Annotated in this window: 15 protein-coding genes and 2 pseudogenes; 2 read left to right on the forward strand and 15 right to left on the reverse strand. The window is 36.7% G+C overall.

Annotated elements, in window-relative coordinates; genetic code table 11:
• Window positions 1–11: 11 nt before the first annotated feature.
• The 13 genes and pseudogenes from AB5Y61_RS03245 to AB5Y61_RS03305 all read right to left on the reverse strand — a co-directional run bounded on the left by AB5Y61_RS03245 (window position 12) and on the right by AB5Y61_RS03305 (window position 11,552).
• Window positions 12–1,997, reverse strand: a complete 1,986-nt coding sequence (locus tag AB5Y61_RS03245) for a peptide ABC transporter substrate-binding protein (RefSeq protein ID WP_368403175.1) — start codon at window positions 1,995–1,997, stop codon at window positions 12–14.
• Window positions 1,998–2,418: 421 nt separating this feature from the next.
• Window positions 2,419–3,456 carry a M42 family metallopeptidase gene (locus tag AB5Y61_RS03250; protein ID WP_368403176.1) on the reverse strand — a complete coding sequence of 346 codons (1,038 nt, stop codon included), beginning with the start codon at window positions 3,454–3,456 and terminating at the stop codon, window positions 2,419–2,421.
• Window positions 3,457–3,544: 88 nt separating this feature from the next.
• Window positions 3,545–3,922 carry a hypothetical protein gene (locus tag AB5Y61_RS03255; RefSeq protein ID WP_368403177.1) on the reverse strand — a complete coding sequence of 126 codons (378 nt, stop codon included), beginning with the start codon at window positions 3,920–3,922 and terminating at the stop codon, window positions 3,545–3,547.
• Between the two features lie 16 nt (window positions 3,923–3,938).
• Window positions 3,939–4,409 (reverse strand): hypothetical protein, encoded by a 471-nt coding sequence (locus AB5Y61_RS03260; protein ID WP_368403178.1) that lies wholly within the window; start codon window positions 4,407–4,409, stop codon window positions 3,939–3,941.
• 416 nt (window positions 4,410–4,825) lie between these two features.
• Window positions 4,826–5,209 (reverse strand): hypothetical protein, encoded by a 384-nt coding sequence (locus AB5Y61_RS03265; RefSeq protein WP_042766256.1) that lies wholly within the window; start codon window positions 5,207–5,209, stop codon window positions 4,826–4,828.
• Window positions 5,191–7,353 carry a hypothetical protein gene (locus AB5Y61_RS03270; protein ID WP_368403179.1) on the reverse strand — a complete coding sequence of 721 codons (2,163 nt, stop codon included), beginning with the start codon at window positions 7,351–7,353 and terminating at the stop codon, window positions 5,191–5,193. The genes AB5Y61_RS03265 and AB5Y61_RS03270 overlap by 19 nt, the downstream gene beginning before the upstream one ends.
• Window positions 7,350–7,703 (reverse strand): DUF3958 family protein, encoded by a 354-nt coding sequence (locus AB5Y61_RS03275; RefSeq protein ID WP_049499504.1) that lies wholly within the window; start codon window positions 7,701–7,703, stop codon window positions 7,350–7,352. Before AB5Y61_RS03275 ends, AB5Y61_RS03270 begins: the two co-directional genes overlap by 4 nt.
• Window positions 7,704–7,705: 2 nt before the next feature.
• Window positions 7,706–8,053 carry a TIGR04197 family type VII secretion effector gene (locus AB5Y61_RS03280; protein WP_285308126.1) on the reverse strand — a complete coding sequence of 116 codons (348 nt, stop codon included), beginning with the start codon at window positions 8,051–8,053 and terminating at the stop codon, window positions 7,706–7,708.
• 187 nt (window positions 8,054–8,240) lie between these two features.
• Window positions 8,241–8,759 (reverse strand): annotated as a pseudogene (locus AB5Y61_RS03285) (NADAR family protein).
• A gap of 91 nt (window positions 8,760–8,850) precedes the next feature.
• Window positions 8,851–9,579, reverse strand: coding sequence for an ABC transporter permease (locus AB5Y61_RS03290; RefSeq protein ID WP_368403180.1), 729 nt, complete (start codon window positions 9,577–9,579; stop codon window positions 8,851–8,853).
• A complete protein-coding gene (locus tag AB5Y61_RS03295) occupies window positions 9,576–10,325 on the reverse strand; it encodes an ABC transporter permease (protein ID WP_368403181.1) in 750 nt (249 codons plus the stop codon). Before AB5Y61_RS03295 ends, AB5Y61_RS03290 begins: the two co-directional genes overlap by 4 nt.
• Before the next feature lie 5 nt (window positions 10,326–10,330).
• Window positions 10,331–11,242, reverse strand: a complete 912-nt coding sequence (locus AB5Y61_RS03300; protein ID WP_368403182.1) for an ABC transporter ATP-binding protein — start codon at window positions 11,240–11,242, stop codon at window positions 10,331–10,333.
• Window positions 11,235–11,552, reverse strand: a complete 318-nt coding sequence (locus AB5Y61_RS03305; RefSeq protein WP_368403183.1) for a type A2 lanthipeptide — start codon at window positions 11,550–11,552, stop codon at window positions 11,235–11,237. The genes AB5Y61_RS03300 and AB5Y61_RS03305 overlap by 8 nt, the downstream gene beginning before the upstream one ends.
• Window positions 11,553–11,732: 180 nt before the next feature.
• On the opposite strand from AB5Y61_RS03305, the gene AB5Y61_RS03310 reads away from it, so the two are divergent.
• Together AB5Y61_RS03310 and AB5Y61_RS03315 are read left to right on the forward strand one after the other, a co-directional pair.
• Entirely contained in the window at window positions 11,733–12,431 is a 699-nt protein-coding gene (locus AB5Y61_RS03310; protein WP_002892257.1) for a response regulator transcription factor, read from the forward strand.
• The gene (locus tag AB5Y61_RS03315) at window positions 12,428–13,798 is read left to right on the forward strand and encodes a sensor histidine kinase (RefSeq protein WP_368403184.1); all 1,371 of its coding nucleotides are present in this window, start codon (window positions 12,428–12,430) and stop codon (window positions 13,796–13,798) included. The genes AB5Y61_RS03310 and AB5Y61_RS03315 overlap by 4 nt, the downstream gene beginning before the upstream one ends.
• A 43-nt stretch (window positions 13,799–13,841) precedes the next feature.
• Here AB5Y61_RS03315 and AB5Y61_RS03320 read toward each other — a convergent pair whose 3' ends face one another.
• Together AB5Y61_RS03320 and AB5Y61_RS03325 are read right to left on the reverse strand one after the other, a co-directional pair.
• Entirely contained in the window at window positions 13,842–13,946 is a 105-nt protein-coding gene (locus tag AB5Y61_RS03320; protein ID WP_222935347.1) for a hypothetical protein, read from the reverse strand.
• Window positions 13,947–14,044: 98 nt separating this feature from the next.
• A pseudogene (locus AB5Y61_RS03325) lies at window positions 14,045–14,475 on the reverse strand (DDE-type integrase/transposase/recombinase); the annotation flags it as partial.

Genomic DNA, 14,475 nt, shown 5'->3' on the forward strand with positions numbered 1-14,475 from the left:
TAAAAAGATGCTTATTTCACATGATCTTTTAATTCTTCTTGAGCTTTTTGGTTTGACTCTGCTTGCTCTTTCTTCCATTTTTCAAGAGCTTTGTTGTAGTCAGCAGTTGTTACAGCCTTGTCTTGAAGCTTCATGCCTTTATAGACAACATTGTCCTTACCTTTACCACCAGTCCATGCAAATGGTGCTGAGAATGGTTCTACACGAGTCAAGAATGGACGACCAGTCTTTGATGTTGTAGGAATTACCAAGGCACTATCTGTCAACCAAGCTTGAGCTGCAGCATATTTCTCATAACGTTTGTTAATGTCTTTTGTTTCAGCTCCTGCTTCTGTTACCATCTTCTCAAAGTCGTAGAGACCAACCTTCTTAGCTGCCTCATTGTTTTCGCTTGGATCAAATCCAAAGAAAGTCTTAGTGTTTTCACCAGAAGATGCTTTCAAGATATCCATGTAAGTTGATGGGTCTTGATAGTCAGGGCTCCATCCAACATTATCTGAGATATCCCAGTCTTCGTCTTCTGCTTTAGCAGCAAAGAGCGTCACGTTCAAGAGGTCTTCTTTGGATACCATATGGATGTCGACAACGACGTTTTCTTTTCCAAGCGCACTTTCAACTGATTGTTTGAAGGATTGAACACGTTGAACCTTGGTTGGAGTGGTTTGGTCTACTGGCATATCCAAGTGGATTGGGAATTTCACACCTTCCGCTTCCAAAGCAGTTTTTGCTTTTGCAAACTCTTCTTTGGCTTGTTTTGCATTGTAAAGACCATTTTGACCATCGTCAAGATTTGCATCTTTCCACTCGTCTCCATAAGTCACCAAGTCAGTTTTAACCATTTCACCGAAGGTCTTACCATCTGCTTGAACAAATGTAGGTGGGATGTAGAGGTTACGGATCAGTTTGCTGGCACCATCTTTACCATTTGTTTGGGCAGCATAGGCTTCACGGTCAAAGGCAAAGCTGATCGCTTGACGGAAGTCTTTGTTCAAAAGAGCTTTCTTAGTAGATGATTTTTCTTCATCAGTTGTTTTTGAAGTGTACTTATATGACTGACGGTCGATATTGACACCGATAACGAAAGTGCTGGCATCTTGTGGAGTATAGACGATTTCATCTTTAAATTTCTTAGCTTGATCTGAAAATCCAGATCCAGTCGGGAACAATTTAGCAAGGCTAAGAGCATTGTCCTCAAAAGAGTTCGCCAATTTACTTTGGTCTTGACCATCATAATATTCTAACTTAACATCTGAGATGTGAACATTGTCTTTATCCCAGTAGTTTTCATTCTTGCTCATCTCGATAGATGATTTAGAAGTGAAGCTCTTCAAGATGTATGGGCCATTGTAAAGAAGGGAGCTTGTATCGCTTGCTTGAGCGAATTTATCCCCTTTAGATTCTACGAATTTTTCGTTGACTGGGAAGGTAATTCCAAGAGTCAATTTAGAATTCCAGAAAGGCTCTGCCTGGTTCAAAGTGATTTGAAGGGTATGATCATCCACCGCTTTAATTCCAACAGCAGAGAAATCTTTATTTTTCCCGCTAACGTAGTCATTCAAGCCTTTGATAGAATCTTGGATAATGTAGAGCATTTCTGATTTGTTATCAGCCGCATATTTGATTCCGGTTACGAAATCTTTAGCTGTTACATCTGCGTACTCTTCTCCTTCTGAGTCATACCATTTGGCATCATCACGAAGTTTGTAAGTATACGTCAAGCCATCTGCTGAAACTGTCCAATCTTTAGCAAGCGAAGGAATCAAGTTTCCGTACTTGTCATTTTCAAACAAACCATCAATCAAGTTCCCTGTGATTTCATGGGTTGCTGCTTTACCAGATGTGATATAGTTCAAGTTTTCAGGTTCTGTCTCATAGACATATGAGAATTTTTGACTGTTGCTTGAGCTCGATGATTTAGAACCTCCAGAACAAGCTGCTAAGATCCCTGCTGAAAGGAGGGCAACTCCTGCAAGTGCAATGACATTTCTTTTTTTCATGTAAAACTCCTTAAGAAATTTTAAGTTTATTTTAAGATTATACCACAAAGATTTTCAGAAGAAAAGGAATTTTCAGAAAATTTTTGTTTTTTAAATAACTACTCCGAAGAGTAGTTATTAATTTAAGTTTAAGACTTATTTGAGACTTTCCTTAGGTGAGTACGGACGTTAGGTGAAATTATCCAGTGGATGATTTCAGCAATCCAGGAAGTTCCATGACTTAGTTTTGAACCTAAAGTTTCAAAACTCCCGAGTGATTGAAATGATTCTATTTCAAGCACTTTTCTCACAGCGGAAAGTCTCAGTTTTGATTAAAAAAACTATAAGGACTGGATATTTTATAAAAAAACTTCTTATGTTATTTTCTAAGAAAAAACATTGTTTTCTTTCTAAAAATAGTTCAAAAAAGTAGATCCAATTTTTAATCAACTAAGTTGCTCTTAAGGTAGGCATCGACCATGCGCTCTGTTGCAAGAACAGAATCCAAGTGAGTCCGCTCATAAGAGTGGCTTGACTCGATCCCAGCTCCGAGGAGGGCATGTTTGACTTCTGCTCCTGCACTCATGGCTGCAGAGGCATCTGAGCCATAGAAAGGATAGATATCCAACTTATAAGGGATTTCTTGGGCTTTTGCCAAGGCTACCAAATGCTGACGGAATTCGTAGTGATACGGTCCTGAAGCATCTTTGACACAGATAGATACCGTGTATTCATCCGTCGCTTGGTCATCTCCCATAGCTCCCATGTCCACTGCCAAGTATTCTACCACTTCAGACGGGATACTAGAATTAGCTCCATGCCCCACTTCTTCAAAGACTGAAAAGGCAAAGGTAGTCGTTACTGGCAATTGGATCTGTTCTTCCTTGTAGACGCGCAGAAGATTCAAGAGAATCGCTGCACTCACCTTGTCATCTAAGTGACGAGATTTGATAAAGCCGGTATCAGTCACAATGGTCCGGGGATCAAAGCTGACAAAATCACCCACTTCAATACCAAGGGCACGGGTTTCTTTCTCATTGGTTACTTTTTCATCCAGACGGACTTCCATATTGTCCTGGGTCCGCTCGACAGTTCCCGCATCCTTATAGACGTGGCAAGAAGTCTGATGGACCAAAATTGTCCCCGAATGGGTCTTTCCTGTATTGGCTACATGGACTGTACAATTTTCCCCTTCAATCATATTCCAAGGGAAACCACCGATACGGTCTAGCTTGAGGCGACCATCTGCTTTCACAGTGCGGACAATAGCCCCCAAGGTATCCACATGGGCTGTGACGTAGCGTTGCTTGTCTGTGATCACACCAGGCACGGTCACATTTACCCCACCCTTAGCAGTCCTAGTTACTTCATACCCAAAGCCTTCAATGGTTTTAACCAAGTAGTTTGCGATCTCCCGTGTAAAACCGGTCGGTGAAGGAATGGCTGTCAATTCCTGCAAATAAGTCACTGTCTGATTCATAATGCCTCCAAATGTGTTTTTCTTTATTCTAGCATGAAATAGGTGGAATAGCTAGAGGAGAGAGCTTACAGGGTAGAGTTTTTCAACATCAATCCTCTAGGGTAAGAGGAAAAATATCTTCCCCTCTGTGCATTCTATCTTCCATTTCTTTCCACTCTAAAACCAATTTATAAAGTTCATTTGTAGGAATAAAGCATGGAGCGCCTAATATTTCTTCCTCAAATTGGAAGTAAACTTCTGTTATTTCTTTTCCAATTTTAATCCCTAACAAATTACCATCAAAAGCATATTCTTCCATATTCCCAGAAATTACACTCTCCAAAGCTTCTCGAACATCCAGATAAAAATTATGAACCTCAGTGATAAAAAACTCGCCTAAAGTTTGATATTTTTCATCCAAAAATTTTATTGATAATCTAATATCACCGTCAGGATATTTAAATATTCCATATTGTCTTTTTAACATTTGTACTAGCCTATTTCTAATCCTCAAGAATTGAAAAATTATATTTGTTTTTGTATCTCTGATTGAAGCGGACAATTAAATTCATAGGGTCTTTTTTAGTTAATCCATTATCAAAAGTTATACTTTTCGTTAACTCTTCCCAAATTTTTTGTATCCCAGATGCTATTTCAGATACTAATTTTGAAGTATCAATTTTAAAAGTGGCAATACCCTTATCTTCCATAAAGAGTATTGAATCGAAAAATAATATTGAAATATACAAATCCGTAGCTGAACTCTTTGTCAATTTAATTAAAGAGTTCTCTAATAATAATTGAATGTTTTTGATATCACTTTGATTATAAAAATATTCAAACATTACCTGATTAATATCTGTAGGAAAAACGTCTGGAACAAAAGTTGGAGGTTCAATTCGATACTTTTGCCTTCCACGAAGTATATCTTCAACGTTTCCTTCTTTTACTATAATTTTTACTTCTTCCTTCAATTTAGTTTATTCTTCTTCCTTCTTCTCTCCATATTTAGGATCAATTATATTAAATAAGCGAATTTGTTCCTCTTGAAAAAACCTATCATAAAGTTCAATGTCCCCACTAGCTTTATTCCAAGCATCCTGTGAGGATATTATTCTATCCCTTCTGAGATACTTCTGGAAAAGTTTGTCCTCTTGACTTCCCAAAAATACCTCAAAAATGGTCCTCACTGCTTTTTAATTCGTCTTTTTGTTCCCCTTGTAATTCAGGCTGAATATTTCGGTTCATGAAGGGATAATTGATATTGTGAGTGCTCTGTTGGATTTTCTCTACAGAATTCTTATAGACGAGAATTAAAGTAAGAGCTTACCAATACTTAATTTGTAAACTCTTATTTGTTTCAATTCCAACATAGATATAAAGAATTATTTTAATCTTTGCTCGCTAAAATTTCAGCCCCTTCGGGTAATATTTCTTCCAGTTCAGCCTTTGTGAATAAGCATTGCGCTTTGGGATTTCCTCTTAAAGCTTCTGGATATTGCCTCAAGAAATTTCTATTAGCTTCTTCCTGTGTCACGTTCGGCGGCCAACAATCTTTTTTTAGTTTAAAATGAATTTCTTTAAGAGTTTTTTCCCCAGACTTTAATAGTTGAAATAGTTCTAATGGTAATTCATAGACTACCCTCTGTTCGGCTACTCCTCCTTCATCTGTAACAAAAAAATATTTCTCATGATGTCGCCAAACATGTTGTCCATAACCTTTTATTTCTTCAAACTTACTAACGTCTTCCCAAGCTAATTTACTATGTTCCATGTATGTTCTCCTCTCTTGGTACTAATATCTTTCATGACACCTTCGGGCATATCTCCCGGATATGTTCTTCCACCTGGACGCCACCAGTTATTGGCTCCAGCTTCATTACCACTTGGTATTGAAATTTCTTTTTCTGCTACTACTTCTGGAGTGACATCCAAACGATAAAGTGGACCATCTCCTAAGTACCCTTCATCAAATCCTAACAAGGTTTCGTAAATACGATTATCGCCTCTAGCAATGTCTTGAATGATATCTGCATGGTCTTTACTTAACCAAAAACTTGTTCCATCATTACCCCCAACAATACCATCATTCCAACTCTCGCTAGGCTGAAATTTTTGAAATTTAGCAGCTCCATTATCAAATAAATGCTTATGTGCCTCTATGTAGTCTGGGTGTAAGTATCCTTCTGGTTCAGGACGGGGAGTAATTTCCGTATCAATTGCTTCGATATTTTTAAAAACAGATTGTTGATCCAGGCCATCAATCATTTTTATTTTGGGCGCTTTTTCAGAAATTTCCAATACTCTAACACGGTCTGAAGGACTGATACCTGCCTCCGCATATTTGTGCCATTGAAGATATCTCTGACGATCCACCGGTTCCATATCGATTAAGGTCTTCTGGAATTTCTCCTTCGCCAGATATTGGTCAAAGTTACTGGATTTCCTCGCAAGCTTGCTTTCTTCTATATTTCGTAAAATATGTTCACGATCATAAGTTTTTGCTGGTTCTGTTATAGTTTTAACATTGGTTTCTACCTTAGGGGTTACCTCAGGAATTACTGGTTTCCTATTGAAGAATGGAATCTTCCCTTTTACCTTACTAAATACATCCGAGAACGTTGTGTAGGGTTTATTATAGTACTGATTGTATCCTACATAAGAGGTATACAGGGAACTTGCCAGTTGCAAGCTCTCAGTAAAAGCCCTCACCTTCTTGATATCTTTTGCCCGATTGATTTCTTCCTGTGTAGCAGGTTTGCCTGTAAAAGGATTAATTCCTTCTTCAATTATATAATAATCATATTTAGTTTGAAAAGCAGGATCTCGCCAACTAAGCATTTTTTGACTATCTAAAAGAAAATAGCGGTCTAGTAGATAATCATAATTAGCGCGTTCTGTTTCAGATTTAAATAGTTGTGCATAGGGATTCACATGAGCCATGGAGATCAATGTTTTAAGTTCTGGGTAGGCCTCTTCTAACGCTTCTTGATCCATTGCATCGATACGTTTCTTAAATTTCGGGTCCACCTTGGCTAATTCTGAAGGTAATAACCCTAAATGATCATCCTTCACTTCATTATACCGCTTCCAAATTAGTTTCACATCCTCAAAATCCATAGTAGCAGTCACATTATCGCCTTGTCCCATTGTAAGAAACCTTTTATATGATTGAATTACAGAACCATACTCTTCCTCCAGTTCTGCACGTGACATTTTTGAGAGTTTTTCTTCTAATGTTTCAACTTTCGGATTCTTCACTTTGTTCAGAATGTCTTGACGTTTTTGCCATCCTAAAGAGATTGTTTGCTTCCACGATAGATCAGATCCACTACTTGGAGGCAAGTAGGTTCCACTAGCAGCATCCCATGATTGTGCAGCTTGGGCAAAACCATTTTGAACGGCCAATAAATACCGCTCTGAATTTAAAAAGATAGTTGGAGAGACTGCATTAAAAGTAAGCAGGCTAATTAATATTTTCTGTAATTTTTGTTTTGCTCCTTCTAATACGGCTATGGATACCGAAAGATTTAGAAAAGCTGAAATCTTATTATCCGATTTTGTTTCCATTAACTGTCGTAGACTGGAAATCTTTTGATCTGCTTCCCTAATTTTTTCTTCTAAATCAACTTGACGCCAACTTTTACTATCTACGTCAGAGGTATATTGACTGACAAATTTTTGACACTCCTCCGCCAGTGATTCTTGGTATAAGACAATCCCTTGAATTAATGGAATTACAGTACTTGTAATATGCGCCTTTGCTGAGTCGTAAGCATGCCCTTTTAACTCTTCTTCAGCTACAAAATTTTCAAGAACTTTAATCAATTCAATATTCTGTTGCACGCACTGGGCGGATATACTAGATAAACTAGTTGCCTGACTTCTGGCGGATTCTAGATACATATCTATACTCATGTGATTTCCTCCGTCACTAATCGTCTTTTTTCTTGGTGAATCGAATCTAACTTCATTTCAATAGATTTATGTTCTTTCTGAAGTTTTTCTAATTCTTTATCCAGACTGCATTCCATTATTCTCACTTGATGCTGGAATTCTAACTGGTCATCCATCATTTGACTTTGATATCTGCTACCTTCGAAAAGAAAATCTAGATCATTTAACCAATGAGAATCATTCAACAGCTGATCCATTACTTCCATTTTCTTCGAATCTAATTTTTCTATCCGCTGATATAAGTCCCACTCCTTATCTGAAAGTTGTCGTTCTTTCTCATGGAGCTTATTCCATGTATCTTCTGTACTCATATCTAATCCTCTAATACATCTAAGTATTTTGATTTCACTTCATTTGAGAATGATGGCTTAGACTGAATGGTATTCAAAATATTTAAATTTTGACGAATCATGGCATCCTTATCTTCAAACTGCTCAGCTAAGCTATGGATATTTTGAATCATATTCACAATATGATTCGATAGCTGAGTCTGAAGATTCTCAAATTGACTAATACCATTTTTGGCACTATTATTACCAGCAACTGTCGTTTGTTCATCTCTTTGAACTGTAATAGCCGGATGATTATTGGCAGATCCTATTGCAGTAGCATGCTTAGCAGCCACCGAAAGATCACTTTTTACTGTGTATTTATCTCCCATTCATTTCTCCTTTAAATTTTTTCATATTATAACATCTTTCACCGCTAGAAAAAAGCCTAGTTAGTGGTATTCCCAGCTCATTCACGCACATAAAAACCTCAAGTCAACTGACTTGAGTTCCATATTATTGATCATTGTGGCATTCATACCAAAACTAGGCTGTTAAATGGTATAGCAAGAGAAGAGGTTACAGGGTGAGGTTTTTCAACTCTTCCCGTACTTGCATTAAGAGAAGGCCTAGCTTGTTCTTTCCAGAGCCATCTCCCCCATCAGCCCAGTAGTCGTCATTTCGCGTATGTTCGATAAGGATGGCATCTCCTGTCGCGAGCAATTCTTTACCGATTTCTGGATTTTGGCTAAATTTCATTCGAAGGGCCTGGAGCATCACTTTATCTTTGACCTCTTCCCAATCTGGTCTCAAGGGATTTTGACGATTGCGCCCCTCTAAAGCAGCATCCATCGGAGATGCTATCTGACGAATTTTCTCTTGTATTTTGGGCACTAATACAGTATCTGATGACAAAATGCTGGCTTTATCTTCTGCTTGTTTATCCTCTACAAGTTTAGCTTCAGCCAATTCAATCTCTTTGCGACTTTGTTTAACAGTCGAGTGTTAACCAACAGTATATCCCATCATGAGAATAAAGCTAGTTGCAGCCACTGCTCCAACACTAATTAAGGCTTTAGTTTTGACTATATTTAACATCTTAGAACTTCTTTCTAAAAAACTAGGTCAAGCATACCAGATAAAGCTTGGAGCTTTTATCACAAGAAAAAGACTCCGAAGAGTCTTCGCATTACTTATGCAATTCTTTATTACTCAATGTATGAAAAATCCCCCACAGAAGAATATTTACAATGATAAACAGCACTATTTCCACTAAATTAAAGTCTATCAAATTCCGTGACCGCATTGCCACCATAGCTTGGGAGTAGGGATAGATTAAAGATAATTTATCTGATACAAAAATCATCATAAATCCTATGAAAGTACCAATAGCACCAATTCCCACAGATTTACTGAAAACACGAGTTTTAGCTGTTATAAAAAACTGCACTGACATCATACTAATTGTTCCAAAAATCCCCAATAAATCCCACTTGAGGTAGGTGAACAAATTAGAAATTTCTAAATGAGCTAGGTAAGCACTGACATAAAAAATACTAAACAAGAACAACTGTAAAACAGCAATAAACAAGATAATTACTATTTCTTTTGCCAACAATAATTTCCCAAGACTGACATTATTAGCTCTGAGAAATTCAATATTTTTTCTATCAAACTCTTTTCCTAACATCATGGCTACATAAAGGCTGACCAAAATCGGAAAGAAAAGCTGGCTATAATAGAAGGTCAATTGTCCCCATAAAACAGGTACTTTTTTACTTTCTGCAACCATAGAATAAGCTGAACCAAAGTAAATCCCAAGACCAATCAGGCTACAAAAAGCTAAGAACCAAATACCAATCATCAACATGGAAAATTTTTTGGTTTTCCGCCATTCTACTGATAGATAAGACATCATAGCTTGCCTCCTTTCTTTTCAACCAGATAGAGAGATAAGAAGAGATAGATTAGGGCTATTGGCAAATATGTAAAGAGTTTAAATCCTAGGTTTGTCACCAAAACATAACTCACTTGACTGGCGACTTGCTGGTAATCCACCAGAGACAGATATCCTATACCACCAAAAGGGAAAATCAGCTGGAGAAAAGCTGGAGCATGACCAAATCCAACTCCAAGAAATCCTCCGAAAATCCCTAATGCCAGTATCAGTGCCTGCTTTTTCAGTAAAAACTGCAAAGTCAAAAACAGACAGGTCAAGACAAAAGAGGCTAGTAAGAAAATGACGATTTGCCAGAGGATTAGGCTAACAGTCATTTCTAGACCAGATAAGATTGCAATCAACTGGACTACTACTCCCTCCAAAAAAGCGAGAAAGATCAAAACGAACATAGTCAGGCCAAGCTTACTCAGAAAGATATGCCGTACATTTTCACCATTTGCCAAAAGAAGTTTGAAAGTGTTGCCCTCCTTCTCGTTCTTGACAATCCGCGATACAAAGAGAGCAACCACAATAGGAAGAATCAAGCCATTTACTTCTTTTATCATATAGAAAATTAGGCTAATCTGGTGCATGTGTGGATTACTTAGGTAGCGTGTAGCGGCTGCAATTGCCCAAGCAAATCCAACTCCCATAACTAGTATGCTAATGAGGAAGGATTTGGTTCGTTTTGCCTTGAGCAATTCAATAGACAAATTATTCAACATAAGACTCACTCCTTGGTTAAGTTAAGGAAGATAGATTCCAAGGTTTCTTGTTCTTGCTTCACTTCATAAATTGGAACTTTCTCGACTATTAAATCTCGTAACAAACTAGAAATCTGCTGATCGGCAAGGTTAGTCAGCTTGAGTTTATCCTCTTGTATCTCTAACATCTTGCACGGATAACCAAATAACACTTGGCTAATGACTTCACGTCGATCTCTAAAATCCCCACGCACTTCCAGCCATTTATTGGACTGAATTTTACGAATTTCTCCCTCGTAAACCAGTTGACCATGATTGATAATCCCCACACGGTCAGCGATATGCTCAACTTCAGAAAGGATATGGGTAGAGATGAAGACAGTAATGCCCTGTTCTTTTGCCAACTTGATAATCAGTTCCCGAATTTCATGAATCCCTGCTGGGTCTAGCCCGTTTGTTGGCTCATCCAGTATCAACAAACGTGGTTTCTTGACTAAGGCAAAGGCTAAAGCCAAACGCTGTTTCATACCCAAGGAATAATCTTTAACCAATTTTTTCTTGTTTTTAGGTTGATCTAACCCCACAATTTTCAAGGTTTCCTGGATATTTTTCTTATCAAATCCAAGGATTTTTTGGAAGACCAAGAGATTTTCATAGCCTGTCAAATTAGGATAATAAGACGGTTCTTCAATCATAGAGCCAATCTGATTAAGATACTGCTTGTCCGTATCTATGGGTTGACCGAACACTTCAATCTCCCCAGCTGTACGAGAAATCAAAGACAAAATCATCTTCATGGTGGTTGTTTTCCCTGCTCCATTTGGACCTAGAAAACCATAAATCTCACCTTGTTGAACTGATAAGGAACTAAGGTTAACTACCTGAGTGTCCTTAAATTCCTTTTGTAAGTTTTTTATCTGTAAAACATTACTAATCATTATGAACTTTCTCCTTTAAACCAAATAATTTTCTATAATTTTGATTTCTATAAATCAAATTATCATGAGTATCTTTGATAACATCTCCACTACTCTTATCAACAAAAATGATAGAATCAACATAATTCACAATATCTAATTGGTGACTCACTATTACCATTGTTTTGTCTGAATAAAATTGATTACTTAAAACAATGGTTTGGATTACTCCTCCACCAGCACCAAGAACGTTATCGAGTTCTTCAAGAGTCAATTCTTGAAGAGAATTCATTGCTTCAATCTCAACGAGATTCATTTGTTGTTTAGACATTTGGAAATACCTCACTGATTAAAATTTATTTGAGAAGTATCTCTATCTAGGTCATGTCTTTATTATAGACATGCTAGATTAATTTTAAACTAAGTTAACCTTAATTTTACATTAAGATTAAAGTGTTTTACCTTTTTTCACTCTTTTAAATGGTATAATATAGATAAGTGAGGTAAGATTATGAATTTCGAACAACAACTCCTGAATAAGCACATCCTTATCATTGATGACGATAAAATTTTAAACTCTTCCATAAGAGATATTCTCACTGCCTACGGATTTTCCAATCTAACATCAGCCTATGATATAGAATCTAGTTTGGACATGATTGAAACAGAGCAGTTCGATCTTTTCCTTTTGGACATTATGCTCCCCGATGGTGATGGCTACACATTAGCAAAACATATCCGAAAAAAAGGCGATACACCTATCCTCTTTCTGACTGCCAAAAATAATCCTGAAGATGAGGTAGCTGGTTTCAATGCTGGTGGTGATGATTATGTCATGAAACCCTTCATTCCAAAAAATCTTATCTATCGCATTATGGCTCTGCTCCGGAGAAGCTATAAATCAGAACAGGAAGCAATACAGATTGGACAGACTTTGGTGAGTTTTCGGAATGCAACAGTACAAAAAAATGGAGCAGAAATTTCTATTACGCCAATTGAAATTCAGATTTTGAAAAAACTTTACGATAATAAAAATTACATCGTTTCAACCGAATCTCTCTGTGATACGATTTGGGGAGTGGATAGCTTTGGTTATGAAAACACTTTGACTGTACATATTCGGAAAATTCGAGAAAAAATAGAAGAAAATCCTTCAAAACCTCAATATTTAAAGACAGCTAAAGGGCTGGGATATAAATTGTTATCATGATTATGAACCAAACCAAAATTTTAAGGTATTCACTAAAGAAATTTATCTTTTTTTCCATCATTATCTTTATTACCAATATTCTTCTAATTGCCAGTTTTGTTTTCTACATTAAGGAAAAGCAAACTGCTACTGAGACTGTGAAAATAATTTCTGAACACATTACCATCACAAAAAATAACGTCCACATACCTAGAAATGATATTTCTAGTCTAAAGGAACAAAAGTTATGGCTCATGGTATTGGATAAGCAGACTGGAAAACAAGTGTTCGAACAGTATAAACCAACAGAAGTTCCTTCGCAATTTGACTATGGGGACATTTTACAGTTTTCTCGCTATTATCTTTCAGATTATCCTGTTTTTAGTCAGATAAAAGGTGACTACATCATTGTTGTTGGTTTTCCAAAAGATAAAATTGCTCGTTATAGTTATAATTACTTAGATATAGATAGTATTCGCCTGATTCCGCTAGTAGCATTTGGAGTATTGCTTTTCAACTGCCTCTATTTCGCTTTTCTTTACTACTATGGTGTGACGCATATCAATCGTAAAATTGCGCCTCTTGTAACTGCTATTCAGAATCTCCCGGATGGTCTGAAAAATCCAATAAATTCTATATCAGAACTAGAATATCTTACAACTGCAATTAATCAAACTGATACTCTACTCAAAGAGAATGAAGTCTTTAAAGAGCAATGGATTTCAGGTATTGCACACGATATCAAAACACCTCTTTCTGTCATCATTTCTAACGCGTCCTTGTTAAATGATTCTGAACTAGATACACAGTCTAAAAAACATATTCGCCCAATATTGACGGAATCCTATTACATCCAAAATATTTTAAATGATCTAAATATAGTAGCTCGCCTTTCATCCGGTCATCTTCAATTAAATCAGACTGAAACAAAAATTATCCCCTTCTTCAAAGACATTCTCATCCATATTTTAAATCAAGAAATCTGGAATGATTTTGAATTTGAATTTGATTACGATTATTCACTTGTTAATCAATCTATCATGATTGAGCAGTTTTTAATCACAAGAGTTATCCATAATATCATCTACAACTCTGTTTTACATAATGAAAAGGGTTGCACAATAAGAATCCACTTATTCAAAAAAGATACAAATGTAATTGTCGAAATCAAAGATAATGGACAGGGAGCTTCACCAGAAAAAATTGCTGAACTTAATGAATTATCTTTTAAAAGCATTGATATTTCTAAAATTAGAACGACTGGAATTGGGCTAAAAATTTCAAAACAAATTGTTGATTTGCATCAAGGCTCTATTTCGTTTGCTAGTGTCCAAAATGAATTCTTTGAAAGTATCATTTCACTTCCGATTTTCAACATTACCAATTAGATAAAAAAATGGAGAAGAACCATTAGAGTTTTCTCCATTTTTTTCATCTTATCTTCCACTTATACCCTACCCAGCCTGCCAAGACAAGCAAAGCAAGGTTAAATATGATAAAGAAAGTCGTAAAACCAAATAATCCATTCTGTGCCAAATCTTCCGTGTTGGAATTCTGTCAATATTTTGGACACATTTTGGGAGGAAAATTTGAAGGCTAGCGCCCTTCGGTTGCTGGACCCCTTCTACGACCAATTCTCTGTACTCTACAGGAGACTGGTCATTTAATTTCTGTTGAATTCCAGTTTCATTATAAAATATGATGTAATTTTTGACAATATCTGTTAAACTATCTCCAGTTATGTTTCTTCACTTATGGAGAGAGAAGGTTTCAGACTTGAGAACAGAGTGAAACCATTCGATACAGGCATTATCTGCTGGTGTTCCTTTTCGGTACATGGAGCGGGTGATGCCTTTTTCTATACAAGGCTGATAGTAGGCTTTTGAGGTGTAGACAGATCCCTGATCGCTGTGTAAAAGTCCCCCTTGAGGTAGCTCAAGTTGATGAAGTGTATCGAGTACAAAGTTAGTATCTTGACACTCTGAGATGGTATAAGCTACTATTTCACGATTATAGAGATCCATGATCGAAGATAGATAAAGTCTACAGTTTCCAAAGTAGAGGT

Source organism: Streptococcus parasanguinis, from assembly GCF_040908565.1.
Taxonomy (GTDB): Bacteria; Bacillota; Bacilli; order Lactobacillales; family Streptococcaceae; genus Streptococcus; species Streptococcus parasanguinis_AC.